The 24360-nt window shown below is 34.6% G+C and carries 20 protein-coding genes and 1 riboswitch; of the genes, 18 read left to right on the forward strand and 2 right to left on the reverse strand.

The genetic code is table 11. From position 1 onward, the window contains the following. Positions 1-26 precede the first annotated feature (26 nt). Positions 27-1277 (reverse strand): methionine adenosyltransferase, encoded by a 1251-nt coding sequence (metK, locus tag GR162_RS02340; RefSeq protein WP_008466577.1) that lies wholly within the window; start codon positions 1275-1277, stop codon positions 27-29. A gap of 550 nt (positions 1278-1827) precedes the next feature. Here metK and GR162_RS02345 point away from each other — a divergent pair. The 11 genes from GR162_RS02345 to GR162_RS02395 all read left to right on the forward strand — a co-directional run bounded on the left by GR162_RS02345 (position 1828) and on the right by GR162_RS02395 (position 15501). Then, positions 1828-4674 carry a TonB-dependent siderophore receptor gene (locus GR162_RS02345; RefSeq protein ID WP_160780839.1) on the forward strand — a complete coding sequence of 949 codons (2847 nt, stop codon included), beginning with the start codon at positions 1828-1830 and terminating at the stop codon, positions 4672-4674. 333 nt (positions 4675-5007) lie between these two features. After that, positions 5008-5184 carry a hypothetical protein gene (locus GR162_RS02350; RefSeq protein ID WP_157957739.1) on the forward strand — a complete coding sequence of 59 codons (177 nt, stop codon included), beginning with the start codon at positions 5008-5010 and terminating at the stop codon, positions 5182-5184. A 68-nt stretch (positions 5185-5252) separates the two neighbouring features. Then, positions 5253-6557: an O-acetylhomoserine aminocarboxypropyltransferase/cysteine synthase family protein gene (locus GR162_RS02355; RefSeq protein ID WP_160780840.1), complete on the forward strand. Its 1305-nt coding sequence runs from the start codon at positions 5253-5255 to the stop codon at positions 6555-6557. 191 nt (positions 6558-6748) lie between these two features. Then, positions 6749-7837, forward strand: coding sequence for an aspartate kinase (locus GR162_RS02360; protein ID WP_160780841.1), 1089 nt, complete (start codon positions 6749-6751; stop codon positions 7835-7837). 639 nt (positions 7838-8476) lie between these two features. Next, positions 8477-8692 carry a hypothetical protein gene (locus tag GR162_RS02365; RefSeq protein ID WP_160780842.1) on the forward strand — a complete coding sequence of 72 codons (216 nt, stop codon included), beginning with the start codon at positions 8477-8479 and terminating at the stop codon, positions 8690-8692. Positions 8693-8882: 190 nt separating this feature from the next. Next, a riboswitch (SAM riboswitch) is annotated at positions 8883-8991 on the forward strand. A 79-nt stretch (positions 8992-9070) separates the two neighbouring features. After that, a complete protein-coding gene (locus GR162_RS02370; protein WP_237421272.1) occupies positions 9071-10054 on the forward strand; it encodes an alpha/beta fold hydrolase in 984 nt (327 codons plus the stop codon). Between the two features lie 2 nt (positions 10055-10056). Then, the gene (gene thrA / locus GR162_RS02375) at positions 10057-12471 is read left to right on the forward strand and encodes a bifunctional aspartate kinase/homoserine dehydrogenase I (protein WP_160780844.1); all 2415 of its coding nucleotides are present in this window, start codon (positions 10057-10059) and stop codon (positions 12469-12471) included. Between the two features lie 77 nt (positions 12472-12548). Continuing rightward, positions 12549-12974, forward strand: a complete 426-nt coding sequence (locus GR162_RS02380; RefSeq protein WP_026728534.1) for an OsmC family protein — start codon at positions 12549-12551, stop codon at positions 12972-12974. A gap of 138 nt (positions 12975-13112) precedes the next feature. Then, a complete protein-coding gene (locus tag GR162_RS02385) occupies positions 13113-14285 on the forward strand; it encodes a PLP-dependent aspartate aminotransferase family protein (RefSeq protein ID WP_160780845.1) in 1173 nt (390 codons plus the stop codon). A gap of 170 nt (positions 14286-14455) precedes the next feature. Further along, entirely contained in the window at positions 14456-14956 is a 501-nt protein-coding gene (locus GR162_RS02390; RefSeq protein ID WP_160780846.1) for an RDD family protein, read from the forward strand. A gap of 134 nt (positions 14957-15090) precedes the next feature. Next, the gene (locus GR162_RS02395; RefSeq protein WP_008466594.1) at positions 15091-15501 is read left to right on the forward strand and encodes an Rrf2 family transcriptional regulator; all 411 of its coding nucleotides are present in this window, start codon (positions 15091-15093) and stop codon (positions 15499-15501) included. 79 nt (positions 15502-15580) lie between these two features. Here GR162_RS02395 and GR162_RS02400 read toward each other — a convergent pair whose 3' ends face one another. Further along, positions 15581-16363 carry a sulfite exporter TauE/SafE family protein gene (locus tag GR162_RS02400; protein ID WP_160780847.1) on the reverse strand — a complete coding sequence of 261 codons (783 nt, stop codon included), beginning with the start codon at positions 16361-16363 and terminating at the stop codon, positions 15581-15583. Between the two features lie 320 nt (positions 16364-16683). On the opposite strand from GR162_RS02400, the gene GR162_RS02405 reads away from it, so the two are divergent. The 7 genes from GR162_RS02405 to GR162_RS02435 all read left to right on the forward strand — a co-directional run bounded on the left by GR162_RS02405 (position 16684) and on the right by GR162_RS02435 (position 24354). After that, on the forward strand, positions 16684-17571 hold the full coding sequence (locus GR162_RS02405) for a sulfite exporter TauE/SafE family protein (protein WP_123906987.1): 888 nt from the start codon (positions 16684-16686) through the stop codon (positions 17569-17571). Positions 17572-17597: 26 nt separating this feature from the next. Continuing rightward, the gene (locus tag GR162_RS02410; RefSeq protein WP_160780848.1) at positions 17598-18308 is read left to right on the forward strand and encodes a phosphoadenylyl-sulfate reductase; all 711 of its coding nucleotides are present in this window, start codon (positions 17598-17600) and stop codon (positions 18306-18308) included. Between the two features lie 150 nt (positions 18309-18458). Further along, on the forward strand, positions 18459-19358 hold the full coding sequence (gene cysD / locus GR162_RS02415) for a sulfate adenylyltransferase subunit CysD (RefSeq protein ID WP_008466601.1): 900 nt from the start codon (positions 18459-18461) through the stop codon (positions 19356-19358). Between the two features lie 122 nt (positions 19359-19480). Next, a complete protein-coding gene (locus GR162_RS02420; RefSeq protein ID WP_160780849.1) occupies positions 19481-20725 on the forward strand; it encodes a sulfate adenylyltransferase subunit 1 in 1245 nt (414 codons plus the stop codon). 81 nt (positions 20726-20806) lie between these two features. Beyond that, entirely contained in the window at positions 20807-22897 is a 2091-nt protein-coding gene (locus GR162_RS02425) for a HEPN domain-containing protein (protein WP_160780850.1), read from the forward strand. Continuing rightward, complete coding sequence (gene cobA, locus GR162_RS02430) at positions 22890-23663, forward strand: uroporphyrinogen-III C-methyltransferase (RefSeq protein ID WP_119789218.1); 774 nt, start codon at positions 22890-22892, stop codon at positions 23661-23663. Before GR162_RS02425 ends, cobA begins: the two co-directional genes overlap by 8 nt. A 109-nt stretch (positions 23664-23772) precedes the next feature. Continuing rightward, the gene (locus tag GR162_RS02435; RefSeq protein WP_160780851.1) at positions 23773-24354 is read left to right on the forward strand and encodes a bifunctional precorrin-2 dehydrogenase/sirohydrochlorin ferrochelatase; all 582 of its coding nucleotides are present in this window, start codon (positions 23773-23775) and stop codon (positions 24352-24354) included. The last annotated feature ends 6 nt before the right edge of the window (positions 24355-24360 follow it).

The following is a 24360-nucleotide window of genomic DNA, read 5'->3' on the forward strand; positions in this document are numbered from 1 at the left end:
AATCTAAGTTAGTCTATAGATCTGAATTACAATCCAAATGCAGCTTTTACTTGGTCAACAAAATCAAGTTTTTCCCATGTAAACAACTCAACAGTAACTGTTTTTTCGTTTCCGCCTGGAGCAGAGAAAGTTTTAGTAACAGTTTCTGGTTTACGTCCCATGTGTCCGTAAGCAGCAGTTTCGCTATAGATTGGGTTTCTTAATTTCAAACGTTGTTCGATAAAGTAAGGACGCATATCGAAGATAGCTTCTACTTTTTTAGCGATTTCACCGTTAGTTAAGTTTACTTTAGAAGTTCCGTAAGTTTCAATGAAAATTCCCATTGGCTCAGCAACACCAATTGCGTAAGAAACCTGAACTAAGATTTCGTCAGCAACACCGGCAGCAACTAAGTTTTTAGCGATATGACGAGTTGCATAAGCAGCACTTCTATCCACTTTACTTGGATCTTTTCCAGAGAATGCACCACCACCGTGAGCACCTTTTCCGCCGTAAGTATCAACGATGATTTTTCTTCCTGTCAAACCAGTATCTCCGTGAGGTCCTCCAATAACGAATTTTCCTGTTGGATTGATGTGGTAGTTGATTTTATCGTTGAATAAATGAGCGTGCTCTGGGTTTTTAGCGATAATTCTAGGAATCAAGATTTCGATAATATCTTTTTTGATTTTAGCCAACATTTCAGCTTCTGTATCAAAATCATCGTGTTGAGTTGAAATTACAATCGCATCAATACGAGTTGGTTTATTATCGTCGCTATATTCTAAAGTAACTTGAGATTTAGCATCTGGACGCAAATACGTGATTTCTTTGTTTTCACGTCTTAAAATAGCTAATTCTTGTAATAATTTATGAGATAAATCTAATGCCAATGGCATGAAGTTTTCAGTTTCGTTTGTAGCGTAACCAAACATCATTCCTTGATCTCCTGCACCTTGTTCTTCTGGCTTAGCTCTGTCAACACCTTGGTTAATATCTGCAGACTGCTCGTGAATAGCTGAAAGAATTCCACAAGAATTCGCTTCAAACATATATTCACTTTTAGTGTATCCAATTCTTTTGATTACATCGCGAGCGATTTGCTGAACATCAAGATAAGTATTCGATTTTACTTCACCTGCTAAAATCACCTGACCTGTTGTAACTAATGTTTCACAAGCTACTTTTGAGTCAGCGTCAAATGCCAAAAAGTTGTCAATTAATGCATCCGAAATTTGATCTGCAACTTTGTCTGGATGCCCTTCACTAACAGATTCTGACGTAAATAAATAAGCCATAATAATGTAATAATAATATATTAGTTTTTTAAAAATTAAGCAGAGAAAGTAATTGCTAAAAAGGGCTAAAGGAGAGTTTCTGCTTTAGCATTTTTTACTACTGAAATGAATCTTTCAGCATTCATAACGAAACCATTTCATTATGAAGAGGTTGCAATCAGTTCAAATTTTTCCTCTGTTTCGGGTGCAAAGGTATGAAACCATTTTGATTTGCAAATTAAAGTTCAACTTTTTTTATTTTTTCTAGCAGAAATTTAACAATAACATACTATTTCGATAGGGTAATAGAAAATATTTGGTTTTTTGTTTGGTCGATTAAAAAATAGTTTGCAACTTTGCCCCGTTAAAACAAAAGAAACAAATGAAATTTACAGTTTGCAATATGATGTCTTGTAAGATGCCGGAGTTCTCCGCAGAGACACTATTGTAAAATATTTTTCAAAATATATAAATAGAACCTCTGCCGAACCGCAGAGGTTTTTTTATTCAAAAAATAAAAGCTGTAAGATTTTTTTTAAGCCAAAAACACTAATTAATCAGTAAAGAAGAAATGAAGAAAAATGTACTAATCGTTTTAGGTCTTGTGACATTTTCAGGACTTTATGCTCAGGACAATAAAAAAGAGCAGGATAGTTTAAAAAACAACGAACTGTCTGAAGTTACTATTATTGGATCAAGAAGTAAAAACAGAGTTAAAACAGATGTGCCAGTTCCGGTTGATGTTTTTAACGTATCCGAAATAACAAAAGGAGCACCGCAAACGAGCGTAACTCAGATTTTAAATTATGTTGCTCCGTCATTTACGAGTAACCCAACATCTACAGCAGATGCAACAGACCACGTAGATCCAGCACAATTAAGAGGGTTAGGGCCAGATCAGGTTTTAATTCTTGTAAACGGAAAACGAAGACACACCAGTGCTTTAGTAAACATAAACGGATCGCCAGGTAGAGGATCTGTTGGAACAGATTTAAATGCCATCCCGTCTTTTGCTATCGAAAGAATCGAAGTTTTAAGAGACGGAGCTGCAGCGCAATATGGTTCTGATGCAATTGCAGGAGTTATTAATATTGTTCTGAAAAAGAATGCTAATTATCTAACAGGGGGAATTCAGTATGGAGCAAACCTATCTTCTGGATCAAATAATTTTGAAGGAGGCGCAGACGGACAAACAGCCCAAATCGATTTAAACTACGGAACTTCATTGGGCAAGCCAGGAAGTTTCTTGAATGTTACAGGAACTGCCGTAACAAGACAAGCAACCAGCCGAGCAGGAATTAGAAGCAATGCTATTTTTAATGCTTACAATGCTGTCGAAAATAGAGCGGCACAAGATGGAGTAGAGATTAACTCGCTATTTAGCAACATTAATACGACTACAAATTCAGCTCAGATTTTGTCATCATTAAAACAGTATGCGCCGCAAGTAAGTTATTTTACAACGGCACAGCAAAACGCTATTGCATCAGCATCGACAATTGCACAGATGCAGACGGCTTTAAATTTTGATGTTACTAATAATGAGCTAGCTTATAGAGGTCAGCAGAGAAGTGATTATAATATGAGTGTTGGTCAGTCAGAACTGGCTGCAGGACAATTGTATTTTAACGCTAAATATCCTTTGAGCGAAACAACTTCGTTATATTCTTTTGGAGGTGTTTCATATAGAGGCGGTAAATCATATGCATTTAATAGACTGCCAAACGGTTCTGGAACTTTCACGCAAGTGTATGAAAATGGATTCTTGCCAGAAATTGAATCAAAAATTCTAGATGCTTCTGGAGCAGTTGGTGTAACTACGCAATTATTTGGGTTTGATACCGATTTAAGCACCAATTTAGGAACAAACTCTTTTAATTATGATGTGAATAATACGATCAATGCAACTTTGGGAACAAATTCTCCATTTAGTTTTGATGCCGGAAAAGTTTCGTTTTTACAAAGCACAACCAATTTGGATTTTAGCAAAAAACTAGATGTTCTTTCTGGGCTGAACGTTGCTTTTGGAGGTGAGTTCAGATACGAAAATTACCAAATTAAAGCTGGTGAAGAAGCTTCTTACGGATTATATGATGTAAACGGAAATTTAGTGTCTGGAATTTTGCCAAGCAATTCGCCATTAATTGTAACTGACTTCTTTGGAAACAAACGTGGAGCAGGAGCACAAGGATTTTCAGGATTCCAGCCTTCAGATGCTAAAGAAAAAGACAGACAAAGTGGTGCTGCTTATGTTGATTTAGAATTGAATGCCACTGAAAAATGGCTTATAAATGGAGCTGCACGTTATGAAAACTATTCAGATTTTGGAAATACGGTTACGTTTAAACTGGCTTCTCTTTTAAAATTAAATGATAATATCAATTGGAGAATTTCTGGACAAACAGGTTTTAGAGCACCTTCTTTACAGCAGAGATATTTTGAGTCAAGTTCTACCCAGTTTATCAACGGTGCTCCATATCAAGTTGGTTATTTTACAAACGATTCGCAAGCGGCAAAAAGCATTGGAATTGAAAGTTTAAAACCAGAAAAATCAAAAAGCATCAGTACAGGATTTACATTCAAGATTCCTGAAGCTAACATAACCATTGCAACTGATGCTTATTTTACAAGAATCAATGACAGAATTGTACTGTCTGGACAATATTCAAGACCAACAGATGCACAGATAGCGGCGGCAACTTCTCCAGAACAAGCTGAGGCATTGACTTTATTTCAACAGGCATTTGATTTGAAAGGTGTAGAAAGAGCTTCATTCTGGACAAACGGAATCGATTCTGAAACAAAAGGAATTGATTTAGTAATTTCTCAGAAATACGATGTAATTCAGGATTTCACCATTAGAAACGATTTTGCCTTAAGTTTTAATGAAACCAAAAGAGTTGGTGATTTGCATATTCCGCAATCTATAGTGAATGCAGGAGGAGAACCTTATATTTATTCGTTCTTTCCAGAATCAAGCCGAGTGTATTTAGAAGAAGCCATTCCCAAATTGAAAGCCAATTTGATGACAACTTTCAATATTAAAAAACTGGATATTTATTTAAGAAACAGCTATTTCGGAAAAGTTACCGATCCAGGAGCAACAGATGTTAATCTGGACGGATTTTCTTCTGTATACGAACATCCAGAATACAGTGCAAAATTGGTTACCGATTTGTCTTTAGGATATCAGATTAACGAGCATTTGAGGGCTACAATTGGAGTTAATAATATAGGAGATGTTTATCCGGACAGAAATAATCCTGCAACTCCAGCCTTTACAAATACAACTCCAACTTTGTCACCAGCGCCAAGTACAGATTTGACAAATGCGAATCAGTTTGCGTATTCAAGAGCCGTTTCTCAATTTGGATTAAACGGAAGATTTGGTTTTGCCCGTTTAAGCTTTAAATTTTAAGTAAAATATTTTCTTTTAGGCCTTTATTTAAAAGGCTTGAAAGAGATTTCGAAAAAAGAAAACACAAAAATTTAATTTTAATTTGGTGGTTTAAAAATATTTACTACTTTTACTCTATAGAAATAGTCGAATTTAAAAAATAAGATTAATTAATAGAAAAATGAAAGCAATAGCAAAAAGAAATATGATATGTTGTAAGATGATGCAAATGTGCATCCCACATTGCTATTGCCAAAAGTGAAAGAGTAGAATCTTTGTTATAGTTAAACTATAGCCCTTTTGGTCGCCATCCGAAAGGGCTTTTTTTATTTCCAACATTTTAAATTTTAAATCATGAATACACTAGATATAAATACAATCGCATTTCAATACTTATTAAGAAATAATAATTCGGAAGAATCATCAACTGAAACTCTAAAATATGATCCTGCACAGCAGATAAAAACGCAGAAATCATTGCTGTTTCATCTATATGATCTTGAAGAAGAAGCTGAAGATATTTTAGCTTAAATCAATTTCGAAAATTAAAATCAATAACAATATAAACGTATTAATAATACCTAAAAAACTAAGAAATCATGAGTACACAAAAATTTGCAACAAACGCATTACACGCAGGACACGACGTAACTAAAAACGCAGGAACTAGAGCCGTGCCAATTTATCAGACATCTTCATACGTATTTAATAATGCAGATCATGCTGCCAATTTATTTGGTCTTGCCGAAGCTGGGTTTATTTACACAAGATTAAATAACCCGACAAATGATATTTTAGAACAGCGTCTCGCTGCGCTTGAAGGGGGAATTGGAGCTGTGGTAACTGCTTCCGGAGCGTCTGCAATTTCAACAACTTTATTGACTTTGCTAAAAGCAGGAGATCATATCGTGGCTTCAAACAGTTTATACGGCGGAACGTATAATCTTTTAAAAGTTACACTGCCAAGATTAGGAATCACAACCACATTTGTAGATCCGTCAAAACCTGAAAATTTTACCAAAGCAGCTAAAGAAAATACAAGGGCTTTCTTTGTTGAATCTCTTGGAAATCCAAAATTAGATGTATTAGATTTAAAAGCAATTTCGGCAGAAGCCAAAGCATTCAAAGTGCCATTTATAGTAGATAATACAGTTGCGACACCATATTTATTAAACCCAATTAAATATGGTGCCGATATTGTTATTCATTCCTTAACTAAATATATCGCAGGAAACGGAACTTCATTAGGAGGCGTTATCATTGATGCTGGAAACTTTGATTGGGCAAACGGAAAATTCCCAGAATTTACCGAGCCATCTGCAGGATACCACGGATTAGTATATCATGAAGCTTTAGGAAATGCGGCTTTTATAGCAAAAGCTCGAATTGAAGGTCTGCGTGATTTTGGTGCTGCTTTAAGTCCATTTAATGCTTTCCAGATTATTCAGGGACTAGAAACACTTCCAATCCGAATCAAAAAACATAGTGAAAATGCTTTGGCTCTGGCTGAATGGTTAGAAAAACAAGATGAGGTAGTCTGGGTAAATTATCCAGGTTTAAAATCGAATAAATATTATGATTTGGCTAAAGAGTATCTTCCAGAAGGCCAAAGCGGAATTATCACTTTCGGATTAAAAGGAGGTTTTGATGCAGCCAAAAAAGTAGTAGACGACACCAAATTATTCTCTCTATTGGCCAATATTGGTGATACAAAATCACTGATTATTCACCCGGCAAGCACTACACACCAGCAATTAACAGAAGCAGAACAAATAGAAACAGGAGTTTCTAAAGATCTGATTCGTCTGTCTGTCGGAATTGAAGATATAGAAGATTTAATTGCAGATCTGCAAGCTGTTTTTGAGAGCGTTTCGCTTTCTCAATTCAGCATCAATAAAAATTAGGTTTTTTTGTTTTTTGTTTGAAAAATTGCCTTTAGCGAGTGGTTTTGCTAAAGGTGATTTTTTATGAAAAGCATCTTTATAAAATTTAAACCATATCTAGAGACGCACCGCAGTGCGTCTAACGTGATAACGGTGAAAATATATTAAATGAACTTATATCACTTATATGGTTTCAAAAAAAGTTAGAAATTATGTCAAAGCTTAAAATAAACATTATCCTTTTCGGAATTGGTAATATCGGAAGTACTTTGATTAATCAGATTATTGAAAGTCAGGATTTTTTTCTCGAGAGCAAAAATGTCGATTTTCATTTTCCAATTATAACCAATTCGACGGTTGCTTTTTTTGAGAAAGAAGGCGTGGGTTATTCTTGGGAAACCAATTTTAGACAATTGGCAGTTCCTTTTAAGGTAGAAGATATTGTCGAATTTGCACAAGAAAACGAATTTGAAAACTTAATAGCTGTCGATGCAACAGCTAGCGATGAATTGGTAAAACATTATAATACGCTAATCAAAAACGGATTTAATATTGTAGCAGTAAATAAAAAGGCCAATACGCTCCCAATAGACTTATATAAAGAGCTAAGGGCAGATCTTAAAAAGTACGACAAAGAATTTTTGTATGAGACATCGGTTGAAACTGGAATTCCTGTTTTGCAGACTTTAAGAGATTTGTACTATTCGGGAGAAAAAATCACAAAGATTCGAGGCGTTTTTTCCGATAATCTGAGTTACGTCTTTAATAGATTTTCATCTGAAGATGTTTCGTTTTCATCTGTTTTAAAAGATGCGAGTCTTTTAGGTTTGATGAAATCAAATTTTAAAGAAGATTTGTCTGGAAATGATACTGCAAGGAAACTTCTAATATTGGCCAGAGAAATAGGAAAAGATTTTGATCTCTCAGATATTAATATAAAACCTTTTATAACCGAAGAGCATTTGGAAAAAAATGGAGTGCTCGATAAAGAGGCTGTAGATAAATCATTTAAAATTGCCAAAATCACTCAAGCAGAAAATCATGTACTCCGTTATGTAGGAGAGTTTGATGTAGAAAAAGGCACTTTAGAAGCCAAATTAATTTCGGAACCAATAGTCTCTCCAATCGGGCAGTTGAAAGGTTCCGACACTATTTTTGAAATTTATACCAAATCTTACGCCGATATTCCAATCGTAATTCAAAGTGCTCCGCCATGTAAACAAGCAATTTCGAGAGGAATTATAACTGATATCCTAAAAATAGTGGAACGAATTAGGACTAAAGAAGCAGTCTGGCTATAATTTTTTAGCAAAAAAAGAAAAAGGTTCTTTGATAAACTGATTTGTCAAATGGAATTATTAAGAAAAAATGAGTTTGTTTTGTAAGTTTTTTACTTGTATTATTTCGTTTTCGCTTTTGTAAGATGTTTTTTGACGTTAAAAAATTGATTTTTAACGATTTTTGTAATTAAATTCTTGAATTTAATTTGTGTAATAAAAAAAATAATTGCATATTTGTTATACCCAAAAACTACTAGAAATCAAATGAACTTAAAAGTCAACAAAATGTTTTGTGCCATTTCGGTTAAGACCGAGGCTGGGGTGTCTATTGCTTAAAAAATTGTAAGAATACAATAATAATATAGTAAGAGCCTCCCGAGAAATTTTGGGAGGCTTTTTAATTTAATACAAATGCAGAATTTAAATAAAATACAATATAAGTCACAGATGAATAAATCCTTACAGATAAACAAGATGTTTACTGTCGCGCTTATTTGCGCATACGTCTGTTGATACTAAAAGTATACGTGAGTGTAAAAACTTAAACCCTTTTGGTATCTGAAAAATCCAAAAGGGTTTTTTTATTCTAGAAAGCGATTTAACAAAAAGATAAACGAGAAATAAAGATTATAAAACGCAACTTAACTAAAACTTAATATCATGAGCACATTGAACTACTTAGCAGAAAAAATTTCAAATTTGAAAAACAGAAGGACAAGAAAAAATAATCCGCCGCCAACAAACGAATTGGCTCATCCAAGATTCGGAATAACTGAGGCTGGAATCACAGAGGAAGGTAAAGCAACTGGAAAAAAAGCACCGAACTCTTTATTGTTTTTGATGTATTCAAAAGAAAATGAAACGCTTTTTATCTAAACGGAAAAAGCATCATAAATTAGGGTAAAACCTGCTTAATTTTACTGGGCATTTTTGTTCGGTAAATTTTTGCGTATAATAGTTTTTGCTAAAATAAGTCTCAGAAATTTAACAAACACTTTTAGATAAAATTTGTTTGTTAGAGAAATTAGTAGTTAATTTGCACCGTTAAGTTCAAACACGTATTGAAATGTTATAAAGAAAGGACGAGGGATTAGACCCGATGAATCCTTAGCAACCCTTCGGTAAAACGAAGAAGGTGCTACATTCTACCACGCCCAAACGTGGAAAGATAACAACAAGATTTTTTTCTAGTTAAACCTAGTTTTTCTTTCTAATATTTCCATATACAAATCAGATAATACAATAGATTTGAAATTGGAAAATATACCAAACCCTATTATAATTCAAGAGTTCATCACAGAAAGTGGTGCAGCTTATCATTCTATACCTTTGCATTTTACATTGGCAGGCCAGCCTTTGCATAGTGCACCAATTGTATTGGTTAATCATGCTTTAACAGGAAATGCGCAAGTAACTGGAGAAAATGGCTGGTGGAATGACTTAATTGGCGAAGGTAAAACCATCGATACTGCCATTTATACCATCTTGTCTTTTGATGTTCCTGGAAACGGAAACAATTCTTTCTTGATAGAAAATTATCTTGATTTTATGGCTAGAGATGTGGCGAGAATCTTCATTGAAGGTGTAAAAGCTTTACATATTGAAAAGCTTTTTGCAGTTATCGGAGGTTCTGTAGGAGGCGGAATTGCTTGGGAAATCTTAGCTTTAGAACCTAATATAACAGAAAACCTTATTCCGATTGCGAGCGACTGGAAATCGACCGACTGGCTTATTGCCAATTGTTTTCTTCAGGAACAAATTCTAAACAATTCTTCTCGACCAATCGAAGATGCAAGAATTCATGCCATGCTTTGTTATCGTTCGCCAGAATCATTCAAAGAGAAATTCCAAAGAACAATCAATCAAGATCTTTTGATTTTTAATATCGAAAGCTGGCTGGCACATCACGGCAAAAAATTGCAGAAAAGATTCCAATTGTCTTCTTATAAATTAATGAATCAATTGCTTAAAACAATTGATATTACTAGAAATAGTGAAAGCTTTGAAAACTTGTTGTCCAAAACAAAAGCTTCAATTCATATTATCGGAATCAATTCAGATTTGTTTTTTACGGCAAAAGAAAACGTAGAAACCTATGAAGAATTGAAGAAGTTTAAAGACAATGTTTTCTACAGCGAAATTGATTCGGTTCACGGACATGACGCTTTTTTAATCGAGTACAAACAATTAGATCATTTACTTGCCGACATTTTTAAGGCAGAAACAATAAAGAAATAAAAATGAAAGTATTAAAATTTGGAGGTAAATCATTAGCAAACGGAGAAGGACTTAACAAAGTTGTTTCAATCATTTCAGATAAAGTAAATCAAGGCGAAAAAATTGCCGTTGTCGTTTCTGCACGTGGAAATGCGACAGATGAGCTTGAATTTATCTTAAGCATTGCTGCTAAAAATGGCAGTTATAAAGAATTATTAGAGAATTTTAAAAAATATCAAATATCAGATTACCCGCAAGTTGATTTGTCTGAAGAGTTTAATGTTTTAGATAAACTTTTTGAAGGTGTTAGCTTAATTGGCGATTACAGCAAAAAAATCAAAGATCAGATTTTGTCTAAAGGCGAATTGCTTTCGGCTAAATTATTGACGGCTATTTTACTAGAAAAAGGAATTCCAGCCAATTTTGTAGATACAAGAGAATTATTGAAAACTGATTCTAAATTTGGTGATGCACAGCCATTAGAACAGCTTTCTAAGAAAAACGTAGTCAATTATTTTAAAGAACATAACGGAGAAACGGTTAATATAGTTACAGGTTTCATTGGATCTAATAACAACAACGACACAACTACTTTAGGTAGAAATGGCAGTAACTATACCGCTTCGTTAATCGCAAATTATTTAAATGCTGAAGAATTGCAGAACTTCACGCATGTAGACGGAATCTACACTGCAAATCCTGATTTGGTTGCAGATGCTAAGAAAATCGAATATTTATCGTTTAATGAAGCAAATGAGCTGGCAAATTTTGGAGCTACAATTTTGCATGCTAAAACGATTATTCCATTATTGGAAAAAAATATTCCGTTACGAATTTTAAATACTTTCAACCACGAAAATCGCGGAACTTTAATTACTTCAGATTCTTCAAAAGAAGGAATTAAAACGCTTTCTGTTTTAGAAAATGTTTCTCTCGTAAATCTTGAAGGACGAGGATTGCTTGGAAAAGCTGGAGTTGACGCTCGAATTTTTAAAGTAATGGGAGATAATAATATCAGTGTAAGCATCATTTCTCAAGGTTCTTCAGAAAGAGGAATCGGACTTGTGGTTGCAACTGATAAAGCAACAACAGCAGTTGTAGAATTAGAAAAAGAGTTTGAAAATGACTTTTATTCTAAAGATGTAAATCAGATTACGGTAACAGACAATGTATCGGTAATTTCAATTATCGGACAGGATTTGAGCACTTTCCATAAACCTTACACAGCTTTAATCAAAAATAAAATTGTTCCGATTTTGTTTAACAACACTGTAACGGGTAAAAACGTGAGTTTGGTTGTTAAAAAAGAGGAATTAAACAAAGCATTAAACGTAATTCACGGAGAGATTTTTGGAGTTTCTAAAAAGATCAACATTGCTATTTTCGGTCACGGATTAGTGGGAGGAACTTTAATCAATCAGATTTTAGAATCGGCTGCGGCAATTGAAAAACGTAAAGACATTAAGTTGAATGTTTTTGCTATAGCGAATTCTAAAAAACTGCTTTTAAACAAATACGGTGTTAATAGCAATTGGAAAAATGATATTGCAACTAAAGGTGAAGCTTATACTATCAAAGATATTATCGCTTACGCTAATGAACATCATTTAGAAAACTTAATTGCGATTGATAATACGGCTAGTGCAACTTTCGTTGAAAATTATATTCCGCTTGTAGAAAGCAGTTTCGATTTGATTTCTTCTAATAAAGTGGCGAATACTTTAACGTATGGTTTCTACAAAGAATTGAGAAAAGCTTTGGCCGAAAATCAAAAGAATTATCTGTACGAAACCAATGTTGGTGCTGGATTGCCGCTAATTGACACCATTAAATTATTGCACCTTTCAGGAGAAAATATCACAAAAATAAAAGGAGTTTTCTCTGGAACATTGAGCTATTTATTCAATAATTTCTCTGCGAAAGATGCGCCTTTCAGCGAAATTTTGCAGGAAGCAATTGACAACGGATATACAGAACCAGACCCGCGTGAAGATTTATGCGGAAATGACGTGGGTAGAAAATTATTGATTTTGGCAAGAGAATTAGATTTGCAAAATGAATTTGAAGAAATTTCTATTCAGAATTTAATTCCAGAACACTTGCGTGAAGGAAGCGTTGCCGATTTCTTGACAAAACTGAAAGAATTCGATACGATTTATGCTAAAATAAAAGCAGACCAAGAGCCAAATCACGTTTTAAGATATATTGGCGAATTGTCTGGTGATTTGCAGAATGATAAAGGAAATTTAGAAGTAAAATTAGTTTCAGTTCCAAAAGATACTGCATTGGGCGGATTAAAAGGTTCTGATTCTTTCTTCGAAATTTATACAGAATCTTACGGAGATCGTCCAATTGTTATTCAAGGAGCTGGTGCAGGTTCTGCAGTAACAGCGAGAGGAGTTTTCGGAGATATTTTGAGATTGTCTGATAAAGGGTAAATACGATTTTAGATTTTAGATTGCAGATTTTAGATTGAAATCTGAAACGAAACAAAAACAAAAAAAATAACAACACAATGAAAGTAACTTTAAACAGAGTAAATGACGCATTTCATTTTAAAGTAAAAAATGAACGCGGACACGTAGTTGACGTTGACAGCAGAGCCGAATTTGGCGGAAGCGATTTGGGTGCTAGCCCAATGGAATTGGTATTAATGGGTGTTGCAGGATGCAGCGCTATTGATATGATTTCGATCTTAAAGAAACAGCGTCAGGAAATCACTTCTTTCAACGCTGAGGTTGAAGGAACTCGTGTGCAAATAGAAGAAGCAAAACCTTTCAAGGAAATCGATGTGGTTTTCTATTTAGAAGGAGAAATCAATCCAGAAAAAGCAAAAAAAGCAGCGCAGCTTTCTTTCGAGAAATATTGCTCGGTTGCCAAAACGGTTGAACCAACAGCTACCATAAAATACAAAGTAGTTTTAAACAACGAAGCTTTGTAAGAATAGAAAATTAGTCAATTACAGAATTAGATAATTCTCCGTTAATTGAAAAAACTAGAAAAATTATTTTGCGAAACTTTGTGTTTCACTTTGTGAATCTCTGCGAAATAACCATTCAAAAAAACAAAAAACAACACAATGAATACAGAAGAATTTGGTTTTGAAACACAAGCCATTAGAACACAATTAGAAAGATCTCAATATTTAGAACACTCGGTGCCTTTGTACCTTTCATCAAGCTTCGTTTTTGAAGATGCGGAAGACATGAGAGCTTCTTTTACAGAAGAAAAAGGAAGAAATATTTACAGTCGTTTCAGCAACCCGAACACTACAGAATTTGTAGATAAAATCTGCAAAATGGAAAGTGCTGAATCTGGTTACGCTTTTGCAACAGGAATGGCAGCAGTATATTCTACTTTTGCGGCATTATTGAATTCTGGAGATCATATTGTTTCTGCGAGCAGTGTTTTTGGTTCTACTCACGCTTTGTTTATGACTTATTTTCCAAAATGGAATATCGAAACTTCTTATTTCGAAATTAATAAACCAGAGACAATCGAGAGTTTCATTAAACCAAACACCAAAATATTATACGCCGAATCTCCAACAAATCCTGGAGTAGATGTTATCGATTTAGAATTGCTGGGAAATATCGCTAAAAAACACAACTTGATTCTAATTATCGACAACTGTTTTGCAACGCCATATTTGCAGCAGCCAATTAAATTTGGAGCACATTTAGTTATCCATTCAGCTACAAAATTAATTGATGGACAGGGGAGAGTTTTAGGTGGGGTAACAGTTGGAGATGCTGAATTAATCAGACAGATTTATTTGTTTTCACGAAATACTGGGCCAGCTTTGGCGCCGTTTAATGCTTGGGTTTTGTCTAAAAGTTTAGAGACTTTGGCAGTTCGTGTAGACAGACATTGCGAAAATGCTTTGAAAGTAGCTGAATTTTTGGAGAGTCATCCAAATGTAAACAGCGTCAAATATCCGTTCTTGAAATCTCATCCGCAATACGAAATTGCTAAAAAACAGATGAAAGCGGGTGGGAACATCATCGCATTTGAAATCAAAGGCGGAATCGAAGCGGGAAGAAAATTCTTGAACAGCATTAAACTTTGCTCATTATCGGCAAATATTGGCGATACAAGAACCATTGTTACGCATCCGGCTTCTACAACACACAGCAAATTATCTGAAGAAGATCAGCTGGCGGTGGGAATCACGCAAGGATTGGTTCGTGTTTCTGTCGGTTTAGAAACGGTTGAAGATGTAATCGCAGATTTAAAGCAGGCACTTTCTTAATTTAAGATTTCAGACTTCAGATTTTTAGATTCCTGAATTATATTTTGACGATTTTTAACTGTAAATTTATTACTGTTAAAAATCGTCATTCTTTTTAATGGTTGTTGATGTAAAAAGTATATTTTTGTTGTGATCAACAAACTATATTTAGTAAAAATACCAATTAGCATATGAGCAACACTACTTACATTCTTGATGATAAATTATTAGCTTCTAGCGGAGCGCGTTTTTTAAATTATATTCTGGATCTATTATTTTTTTTCATTTTCTTTATGATGATCATTTTTTTTCTAGGTATTTTAATTGGCTTAGGGTTTGCAAATTTGGCAGTTTGGATGGACAATCTGGGAGATTTTGGATGGAATATTATGGCTATTATTATTTCGCTTATTTACTACCTGATTTTTGAAGGGTTATTTGCAAGGTCGATAGCTAAATTTATCACTGGTACTGTGGTGGTAGATGAAAATGGACAAAAACCTGATTTTGCCACTATTTTTAAGAGAAGCTTGTGCCGTTTTATTCCGTTTGATGCATTTACTTTCTTAGGAGGATCAAGAGGATGGCATGATTCTTTTTCCCACACTTATGTAGTTAACAAAAAAGCTTTGGAAGAAGAAATGAGAATGTTTCAAGAATTCAATTTAATTGGAACTAACGAAGTAATTTGATAGAATTAGTAGAATTTAACTATCTAACTATTATTTTTCTCATTTAAAAAAACTATTTTTGTTGCAGAATAATATGGAATTGTTCATTTTAGGAAAATCTAAAATCTAGATTCTACAATCTAAAATATAAAATAGTGCTTTCAAAGAAAACAAAATACGGAATTAAAGCTTTAACTTATTTAGCTAGACGTGAGAATAATGAGCCTGTACAAATTGCAGAAATTGCCAAAAGCGAGCATATTTCGATCAAATTTTTAGAAAGTATTTTGTTGCTTCTGAGAAATTCCGGTTTTCTCGGGGCTAAAAAAGGAAAAGGAGGAGGTTATTACCTAATAAAAGATCCAAAAGATATTAGTATGGCAAAGGTCTATCGAATTTTAGAGGGGCCAATTGCCTTATTGCCTTGTGCAAGTCATAATTTCTACGAAAGATGCGATGATTGCGATGATGAATCAACTTGTGCAGCACGCCGATTGATGACTGAAGTTCGCGACAATACGCTTAAAATATTAGAAAGCAATTCTTTGGCAGATATAGCATTCTAAAAAAAAATAAACCATATAAGTTCATTTAACAAGCTTTACGCAAAGACTAAAATGAACTTATATGGTTTAAAAAATTGCCTTAAAAGATCAATTTATATCCAGCCAAGAAAAGCATTACTGCAATTGCATTTCTAAGAAACTGGTCTGGCACTTTTCCGCTTAGCATGCTTCCCATATAGATTCCTGGAAGCGATCCCATTAATAATTGTCCTAGTAAACCTAAATCTAGATTTCCCATAGAGGCATGTCCGATTCCGGCAACTAAAGTTAACGGAACAGCATGTGCAATTTCAGTTCCAACCAAACGAGGTGTTGGTAACAGCGGATATAAGAAAAATAAGGTTACAGTTCCTAATGCGCCAGCTCCAATAGAGGTTAAGGTTACAGTTGCCCCTAATAAAACACCGATTCCAATTGTCAGCATGTTTTGAGTAGTACTTTCGCTGTGGAATTTATCTCCAGCATGTTTCTGAGAAAATTTCAAAAGCCTTTTTTTGAATATAATGGCGACAGAGGTAAATAGTAATGCCCAGCCCAAACTATATTTAATGACGTGGTTTATAGTTTCGATGTCGGTTTTAATGCTGTTTAAAATCCACAAAGTCAGCAATGCAGCGGGAACACTCCCTAAAGTCAGCCAGCCTGTAATTTTCCAGTTGATGTTGCCTTTTTTATTGTGTACAAATATTCCGCCAGCTTTGGTAAATGCGGCATAAAGTAAATCGGTTCCTACTGCTGTTGTTGGGGGGATATTAAAGTATAATAAAATGGGGGTCATTAAAGAACCGCCGCCAACTCCAGTTAATCCTACAATGAAACCAACAGTTAATCCGGCAATTACAAGACCTATTTGAAAATCCATGCTAAAAAATTTGGCGCTAAAATACAATATTTTTATAATAATCCTATCGATTTTATAGACATTAAAAAAATGTATTTAACAACCAAATGTTTTTGACTCATAAATTGTTGGAATATCGTGAAATACGGTGTTATTTGTGAAATTATACTGCAAAATTCTTAAAACTCTCTTTTAGAACATAATAAATGAAGATTTGAGGGGCTAAAAAAATAATAATATTGCTTTGTAATTTAGAAATAAATAGTATTTTTGCAAAGTAATCTACTAACCCGATAGGGTAATAGGTTTGAAACAAATTTAAACATGTTATATTGTTAAATATGGAGAAAGAACTGAAAATAAATAGTGCTGATTCTTTTAAAGAAAAGCTTTGGATTGGAATTCCTGTTGTTTTACTAGTAGGTTTATTATCTGTTTTAATATATAATCATCACGCTGAATTTACGTGGGATGGATTTGTGAATGGTTTTAATGCGGAGTTCTTAGTGTTTTTAGCCATTGGAGTTTTTGCTCAATTGGTTGATGGTACTTTAGGAATGGGTTATGGAGCGACTTCAACATCGTTTTTATTAGCTTATGGAGTTCCACCTGTAGTAAGCAGTACAGCGGTTCACGTTTCAGAAATGTTTACAACGGGAGCATCAGCGCTTTCTCATCATCGTTTCGGTAACATCAATAAAAAACTGGTAAAGCATTTATTGATTCCCGGAGTTTTAGGCTCGATTACTGGAGCTTACTTATTATCTGATGTAATTGATGGCGACGTTATTAAGCCTTTTATTGCAGTTTATATGATGATTTTGGCAATTGTTATTATCAGGAAGGCATTAAAAAAGAGTATAGTAAAAAAGAAAACTAAAAAATTGGGCGCTTTAGCTGTTTTTGGCGGATTTATGGATTCTGTTGGAGGCGGGGGCTGGGGACCAATCGTAACTTCGACTTTATTAGGAAGAGGAAGAAATCCGAGATATACAATTGGTTCAGTAAACGCAGCTGAATTTGCGATTTCATTTGCAAGCGGAATTACTTTCATGCTTTTTGGAGGAATCCATGGCTGGCAGGTTATCATCGGACTAATTTTAGGAGGAGTCGTTTCAGCGCCTTTGGCAGCTTATTTAGTAAATAAAATTAAAAGAAAACCGATGATGGTCGCGGTTGGGATTCTAATTATAATATTGAGTTTAAAAACATTATCTAAATTATTGTAAAAGATAATTTTAGAAAAGAAGAGATTATGAGTGCGAGTATTGTACAAGAATTATTAGAGAAAACAAAAGATTTTTCGCTTGACGAAACTTTAGTTTTTTTAGCAAAAGAATTTCCGGGAAAAGTCATTTTTTCGACTTCTTTCGGTCAGGAAGATCAGGTAATTACCGATTTTATTGCAAAAAGTGACACAGATATTAAGGTGTTTACTTTAGATACAGGAAGATTATTTCAGGAAACGTATGATGTTTTTCATAAAACATTAAAAAAATACAAAAGATCAATTGAAGTTTATTTTCCAGAAGCGGCGTCAGTTGAAAATCTGCTTCAGACAAAAGGGCCAAACAGCTTTTACGATTCAGTTGAAAACCGAAAAGAATGCTGTTTTATTCGAAAAGTGGTTCCATTGAGAAAAGCTTTAGCAGGAAATTCAGTTTGGATTACAGGATTAAGAGCAGAACAATCAGAAAACAGACAAGATTTAAGTTTGTTTGAATACGACGGGAACTTCGAAATCATCAAATTCAATCCGTTGCTAAAATGGACTTTAGAAGAAGTTGAAACGTATCTTTCAGAAAATAATGTTCCGCAAAATGCTTTACACAAACAAGGTTTCGTAAGTATCGGATGCGCGCCTTGTACCAGAGCCATTTTTCCAGGAGAAGACATCAGAGCCGGAAGATGGTGGTGGGAATCGAGCCATAAGGAGTGTGGGTTGCATAGCGCTAAAAAAGAGTAAAGACTTTTAGAGGCAAGAAGAAAGAGGCAAGACTTCTGCAGAGAATAGAAAATAGATTATAGAATAAAGAGCGAAGATTTTTAGATGAGGTGACAACTTTAAACCTGAAACCTAAAACTTGAAACTCACAAAATATCAAACAAAAAAACAATGAGTTCAGTATTAAAAACAAACGCTTTAGAGAGTGAAGCGATATATATTTTCAGAGAAGTAATTTCACAGTTTGACAAACCGGTTTTACTTTTTTCAGGAGGAAAAGATTCTATTACATTGGTGCGTTTGGCGCAAAAAGCTTTTTTTCCTGCTAAGATTCCGTTTCCTCTGTTACACGTTGATACGGGACACAATTTTCCTGAAACAATTGCTTTCAGAGATAAATTGGTAGAAGAATTAGGTTTAGAGTTGATCGTTCGTAATGTTCAGGATGCTATTGATGAAGGAAAAGTAGTTGAAGAAACTGGAAAATATTCAAGCCGTAACAGCTTACAGACTACAACACTTTTGGATGCAATTGAAGAATTCAAATTTGATGCTTGTATTGGTGGTGCTCGTCGTGATGAAGAAAAAGCAAGAGCTAAAGAACGTATTTTCTCAGTTCGTGATGATTTCGGACAATGGGATGAAAAAAATCAAAGACCTGAGTTGTTTGATATTTTAAATGGAAAAATAGAAAATGGTCAAAACGTTCGTGTTTTCCCAATTTCAAACTGGACAGAATTAGATGTTTGGAGTTATATCGAAAAAGAAAAAATCGAGATTCCGTCAATCTATTTCTCACATAAAAGAAAAGTTTTTTTGAGAGACGGTTTAATCTGGTCGCATTCTCCTTTTGTGTACCAAGAAGAAGACGAACAAATCGAAGAAAGAATTGTTCGCTTCAGAACCGTTGGAGATATGAGTTGTACCGCAGCAGTTGAATCTTACGCAGCAACAATCGAAGAAGTAGTTGGCGAAATCAGATCATCGACCATTTCTGAAAGAGGAGCCAGAATCGATGACAAACGTTCTGAAGCTGCAATGGAAAAGAGAAAACAGCAAGGATACTTTTAATTCAATTAAAAATTGAGAATTAAAAATTAAAAGTTAGAATCAAGAAAACAAAAACATACAGATTATAAGTTTCGAGAGAACATGAAACCTGAAACTTTAAACCTGAAACAACATAAATTAGAATGGACGTTTTAAAAATAGCAACAGCAGGAAGTGTAGATGACGGGAAAAGTACTTTGATCGGAAGATTATTGTACGATACAAAATCGTTGACAACTGATAAAATAGAAGCAATCGAAAAAAGCAGTAAACAAAAAGGATACGATTACCTTGATTTTTCTTTGGCAACTGACGGATTAGTGGCAGAAAGAGAACAAGGAATCACGATTGATGTTGCGCATATTTATTTTTCGACTGCAAAGAAAAGTTACATTATTGCCGATACTCCAGGTCACGTAGAATACACTAGAAATATGGTAACAGGAGCTTCGACTTCTCAAGTTTCTATCATTTTGATCGATGCTAGAAAAGGCGTTATTGAGCAGACGTATCGCCACTTTTTCATCAATAATTTATTGAGAGTTAAAGAAGTAATCGTTGCCATCAACAAAATGGACTTAGTAGATTACTCAGAAGAGGTTTTCAATAAAATCAAAGCTGATTTTGAGGCTTTAAATGCAAAAAGTACTTTCAAAGAACAAAACGTAAGTTACATTCCGTTAAGTGCAATCAATGGTGGAAACGTGGTTGACAAATCGGAAAATATGCCTTGGTATGATGGGCAAACGGTTTTGGAACATTTAGAAGGATTGCATTCTCATGATGTTTACGAAGCAGGAAAAGCACGTTTTCCAGTTCAGACGGTTATTCGTCCAAAAACAGAAGAATACCACGATTTCAGAGGTTACGCAGGAAAATTATACGGAAACTCTATTAAAGTTGGAGATGCCGTAACAGTTCTTCCATCGTTAACAGAATCAAAAGTATCTAAAATTCACTTTTTCGATAAGCAATTTGATGAAGCTACAGCAGGTTCTTCAATTACAATCGAATTAGAAAATGATATCAATGTAACGAGAGGTGATATGATTGTAAAATCAGATGAGCTTCCAAAAATTGAAAAAGATATTACGACAACAGTTTGCTGGATGGACAGCAAAAAACTCGTTCCAGGAACAAAATACTTGGTACAACATAATACAAACAGAGTTTTAGCAAAAGTAGAAAGCATTAAAAATACTATTGCAACAGATTATTCAGGAACAACTCCGGCAACACAATTAGCAATTAACGAAATCGGAGAAGTGAGCATCAAATTAAGCAAACCGTTATATTTTGATCCGTACAACGAAAACAAATCAAACGGAGCTTTCATCTTAATTGATACAGCAACAAACACAACAGCAGGAGTAGGGTTTATTCGATGAATTGATCGTAAATGGTTTTGGTTGATAGTTATCTGCCAGCAAACCAACAACCAGCAACTGACAACCAAAAACTAAAAAGAAATGGAAAGTTTTAGAACAGAAATAGAAAATCCGGTAGTTCAGAAGGAGATTATCGAATTAGAAAAAAAGATTCACCTATTCCGCGGAGGAAAAATTGATGATGAGCGTTTTCGTAGTCTTCGTTTAGCTCGTGGAATCTACGGTCAGCGTCAGGAAGGTGTTCAGATGATTCGTATCAAATTGCCTTATGGTAAAGTAACCAGCGAGCAGTTGAGAAGAATTACTGAAGTATCTGATAAATATTCTACAGGACGTTTGCATATTACAACACGTCAGGATATTCAGATTCACTATGTGAGCTTGGATAGAACGCCTGAACTTTGGTCAGAATTAGCAAAAGATGATATCACTCTGCGTGAAGCGTGTGGTAACACAGTTAGAAATATTACAGGAAGTGAATTGGCAGGAGTTGACGTAAACGAACCATTTGACGTTACGCCTTATGCACACGGAATGTTCCAATACTTATTAAGAAATCCAATCTGTCAGGAAATGGGACGTAAATTCAAAATTGCGTTCTCTTCTTCAGACGAAGATACGGCTTTGAGTTATTTGCACGATTTAGGATTTATTCCGAAAATCAAAGACGGACAAAAAGGTTTCAAAATCATGTTTGGTGGAGGTTTAGGATCTCAGCCAGCGCATGCAGAATTACTTTCAGAGTTTGTTCCGGTTAACCAAATTATACCAACAGCAGAAGGAATCATTCGTATTTTTGACAGATATGGAGAACGTGCTAAAAGAATGAAAGCGCGTATGAAATTCTTAATCAAAGAAATCGGGAAAGATGCCTTTTTGGAATTGGTTGAAAATGAGAAAAAAGCGATTGCTTTTGAAACATATGAAATCGACACCACTGCTTTTGAAGGGCCAATTGCTGAACCAGTTTTAGAAGTTCCGCAAGTTACAATTGAAGATAAAGAAGCGTATGAAGCTTGGAAAAAATCGAATGTAATTAAGCAAAAGCAAGAAGGTTATTATGCTATTGGAATCAAAGTTTTATTAGGGGATTTTTATACCGATAAAGCAAGATTATTAGCCGATTTAATTAAAAATTACGCAGCAAACGAATTACGTTTTTCATTGCGTCAAAATATTGTAATACGTCACGTAAAAGAAGAGAATCTTCCTTTCTTTTATCAAGAATTAGCCAAACTTGACTTTGTTCATTTAGGATATAATTCAGTTGGAGATATTACGGCATGTCCGGGTACTGATACTTGCAACTTGGGGATTGCAAGTAGTACCGGTATTGCAGAAGAATTAGAAAGAGTTTTAAAAACAGAATATCCACAGTATTTAAACAACCGCGAAATTGAAATTAAAATTTCGGGCTGTATGAATGCGTGCGGGCAGCATAATATGTCTGCAATTGGATTCCAAGGAATGTCTATCAACTCAGGAAAATTAGTAGCTCCGGCTTTACAAGTTTTGTTAGGAGGAGGAAGATTAGGAAACGGAGAAGGACGTTTTGCTGATAAAGTAATCAAAATTCCTAGCCGTAGAGGGCCAGAAGCATTACGCACTATTTTAAATGATTTTGATGCTAATGGAAATGGAGAAAAATTCCTGAATTATTACGATTCAAAAGGAGAAAAATACTTCTACGAAATTTTAAAACCATTATCTGATGTTACCAATTTAACGGAAGCTGATTTTGTAGATTGGGGTAACGCGGACAATTACGTAAAAGCAGTTGGAGTTGGAGAATGTGCCGGAGTTGTGATCGATTTAGTAGCTACATTATTGTTTGAAGCTAAAGAAAAATTGATTTTGGCTCAGGAATCTTTCGATGAGAAAAAATGGTCAGATGCGATTTACCATGCTTACGCCGGATTTGTAAACGGTGCAAAAGCTTTACTATTGGCAGAAAACCAAAAAACAAATAATCACGCAGGAATCGTGGATTTGTTTGATACTGTTTTTATTGATACCAATAAAATCGAATTAAACTCAACTTTTAAAGACTTGGTTTACCAAATTAATAAAAACGAACCATCTGAAGCTTTCGCTAAAGATTACATTGCTCAGGCAGTAGTTTTCTTTGATAAAATCGAAACTTTCAGAGCACAGGAATTAGCAAATGCATAATATAAAACCCAAAATAACTTTAGTCGGTGCAGGTCCGGGCGATCCCGATTTACTTACGCTGAAAGCTGTAAAGGCATTGGCTGAAGCTAATGTGGTTTTATATGACGCTTTGGCCAACGAAGAAATTCTGGATTATGCACCTAAAAATGCCATTAGAATTTTTGTTGGAAAAAGAATTGGAAATCATGCTTACACGCAGGATCAAATCAATCAGCTGATTGTAGATAATGCATTGACATACGGAAACGTGGTGAGATTAAAAGGCGGAGATCCATTTATTTTCGGAAGAGGAGGCGAGGAAGTTGATTTTGCAGAAAGCTTCGGAATAGAAACAATCGTAGTTCCAGGAATTTCATCAGTAGTTGCGGTGCCTGCAAGTCAGGGAATTTCGATTACAAAAAGAGGAGTTTCAGAAAGCTTTTGGGTAATTACGGGAACAACTTCTGATAGAAAATTATCATCAGATGTAGCTTTAGCAGCACAATCCTCTGCCACAGTAGTGATTTTGATGGGAATGCACAAATTGTCTCAAATTATCGATTTGTTTCAAAAAGAAGATAAAGGAAACTTACCCGTTGCAATCATCCAAAACGGAACAACAGCAGAAGAAAAAGTTGGCGTAGGCACAGTCGATTCGATTTTAGAAGTTGTAAAACAAAAAGAATTAGGTTCGCCAGCGATTATTGTTTTAGGCGAAGTTGTCCGAGAAAGCAACAAATTAAAAGGCTTTTACGAAGAATTTCTATCAAAAGAAACCATTCGTTAAAATTGCATGTTCCTCAGGAACATTTGATTGACAACCGATTTTGTAGCGTCAGGTTTTAACCCGAAGTTTGCATTATTAATTGTTCCGTTAGGAACAACATATTGGTAACATGGAACAAAACGAATTATATCCAATATTTCTAAAGCTTCACAATTTAAATGTATTGATTGTTGGCGGAGGAAATGTAGGTCTGGAAAAGCTTTCTTTCTTGCTCAAGTCAAGTCCGAATGCAAATGTTGAGGTAGTGGCAAAAGAATTTCATTTAGAAATAAAAATTCTGGCCGAAAAACATCCTTCGATAACATTAACAAGATCGAAGTTCAGAAAGAGAATGCTCAAAAAACGTCACGTGGTAATTGCCTGTACAGACGATTTGAAAGTAAATAAAAAGGTTTACGATTTAGCGAGAAAACGTTATTTGATTTGCAATATCGCCGATACACCAGATTTATGTGATTATTATCTAGGTGGAATTGTAACGAAAGGAAATGTCAAAATTGCCATTTCAACAAACGGAAAATCGCCGACAACAGCAAAAAGATTGCGTGAGTTTTTCGAGGAAGTGATTCCTGAAGATATCAATCAAATGGTTGAGAACCTGAATGAATACCGAAAAACGCTTAAAGGCAATTTTGAAGAAAAGGTTAAAAGAATGAATGAGATAACCTCTTCATTAAAAAATAGAGAGTAAAAAGTT

The organism is Flavobacterium sp. HBTb2-11-1 (assembly GCF_009826975.1).
Taxonomy (GTDB): domain Bacteria; phylum Bacteroidota; class Bacteroidia; order Flavobacteriales; family Flavobacteriaceae; genus Flavobacterium.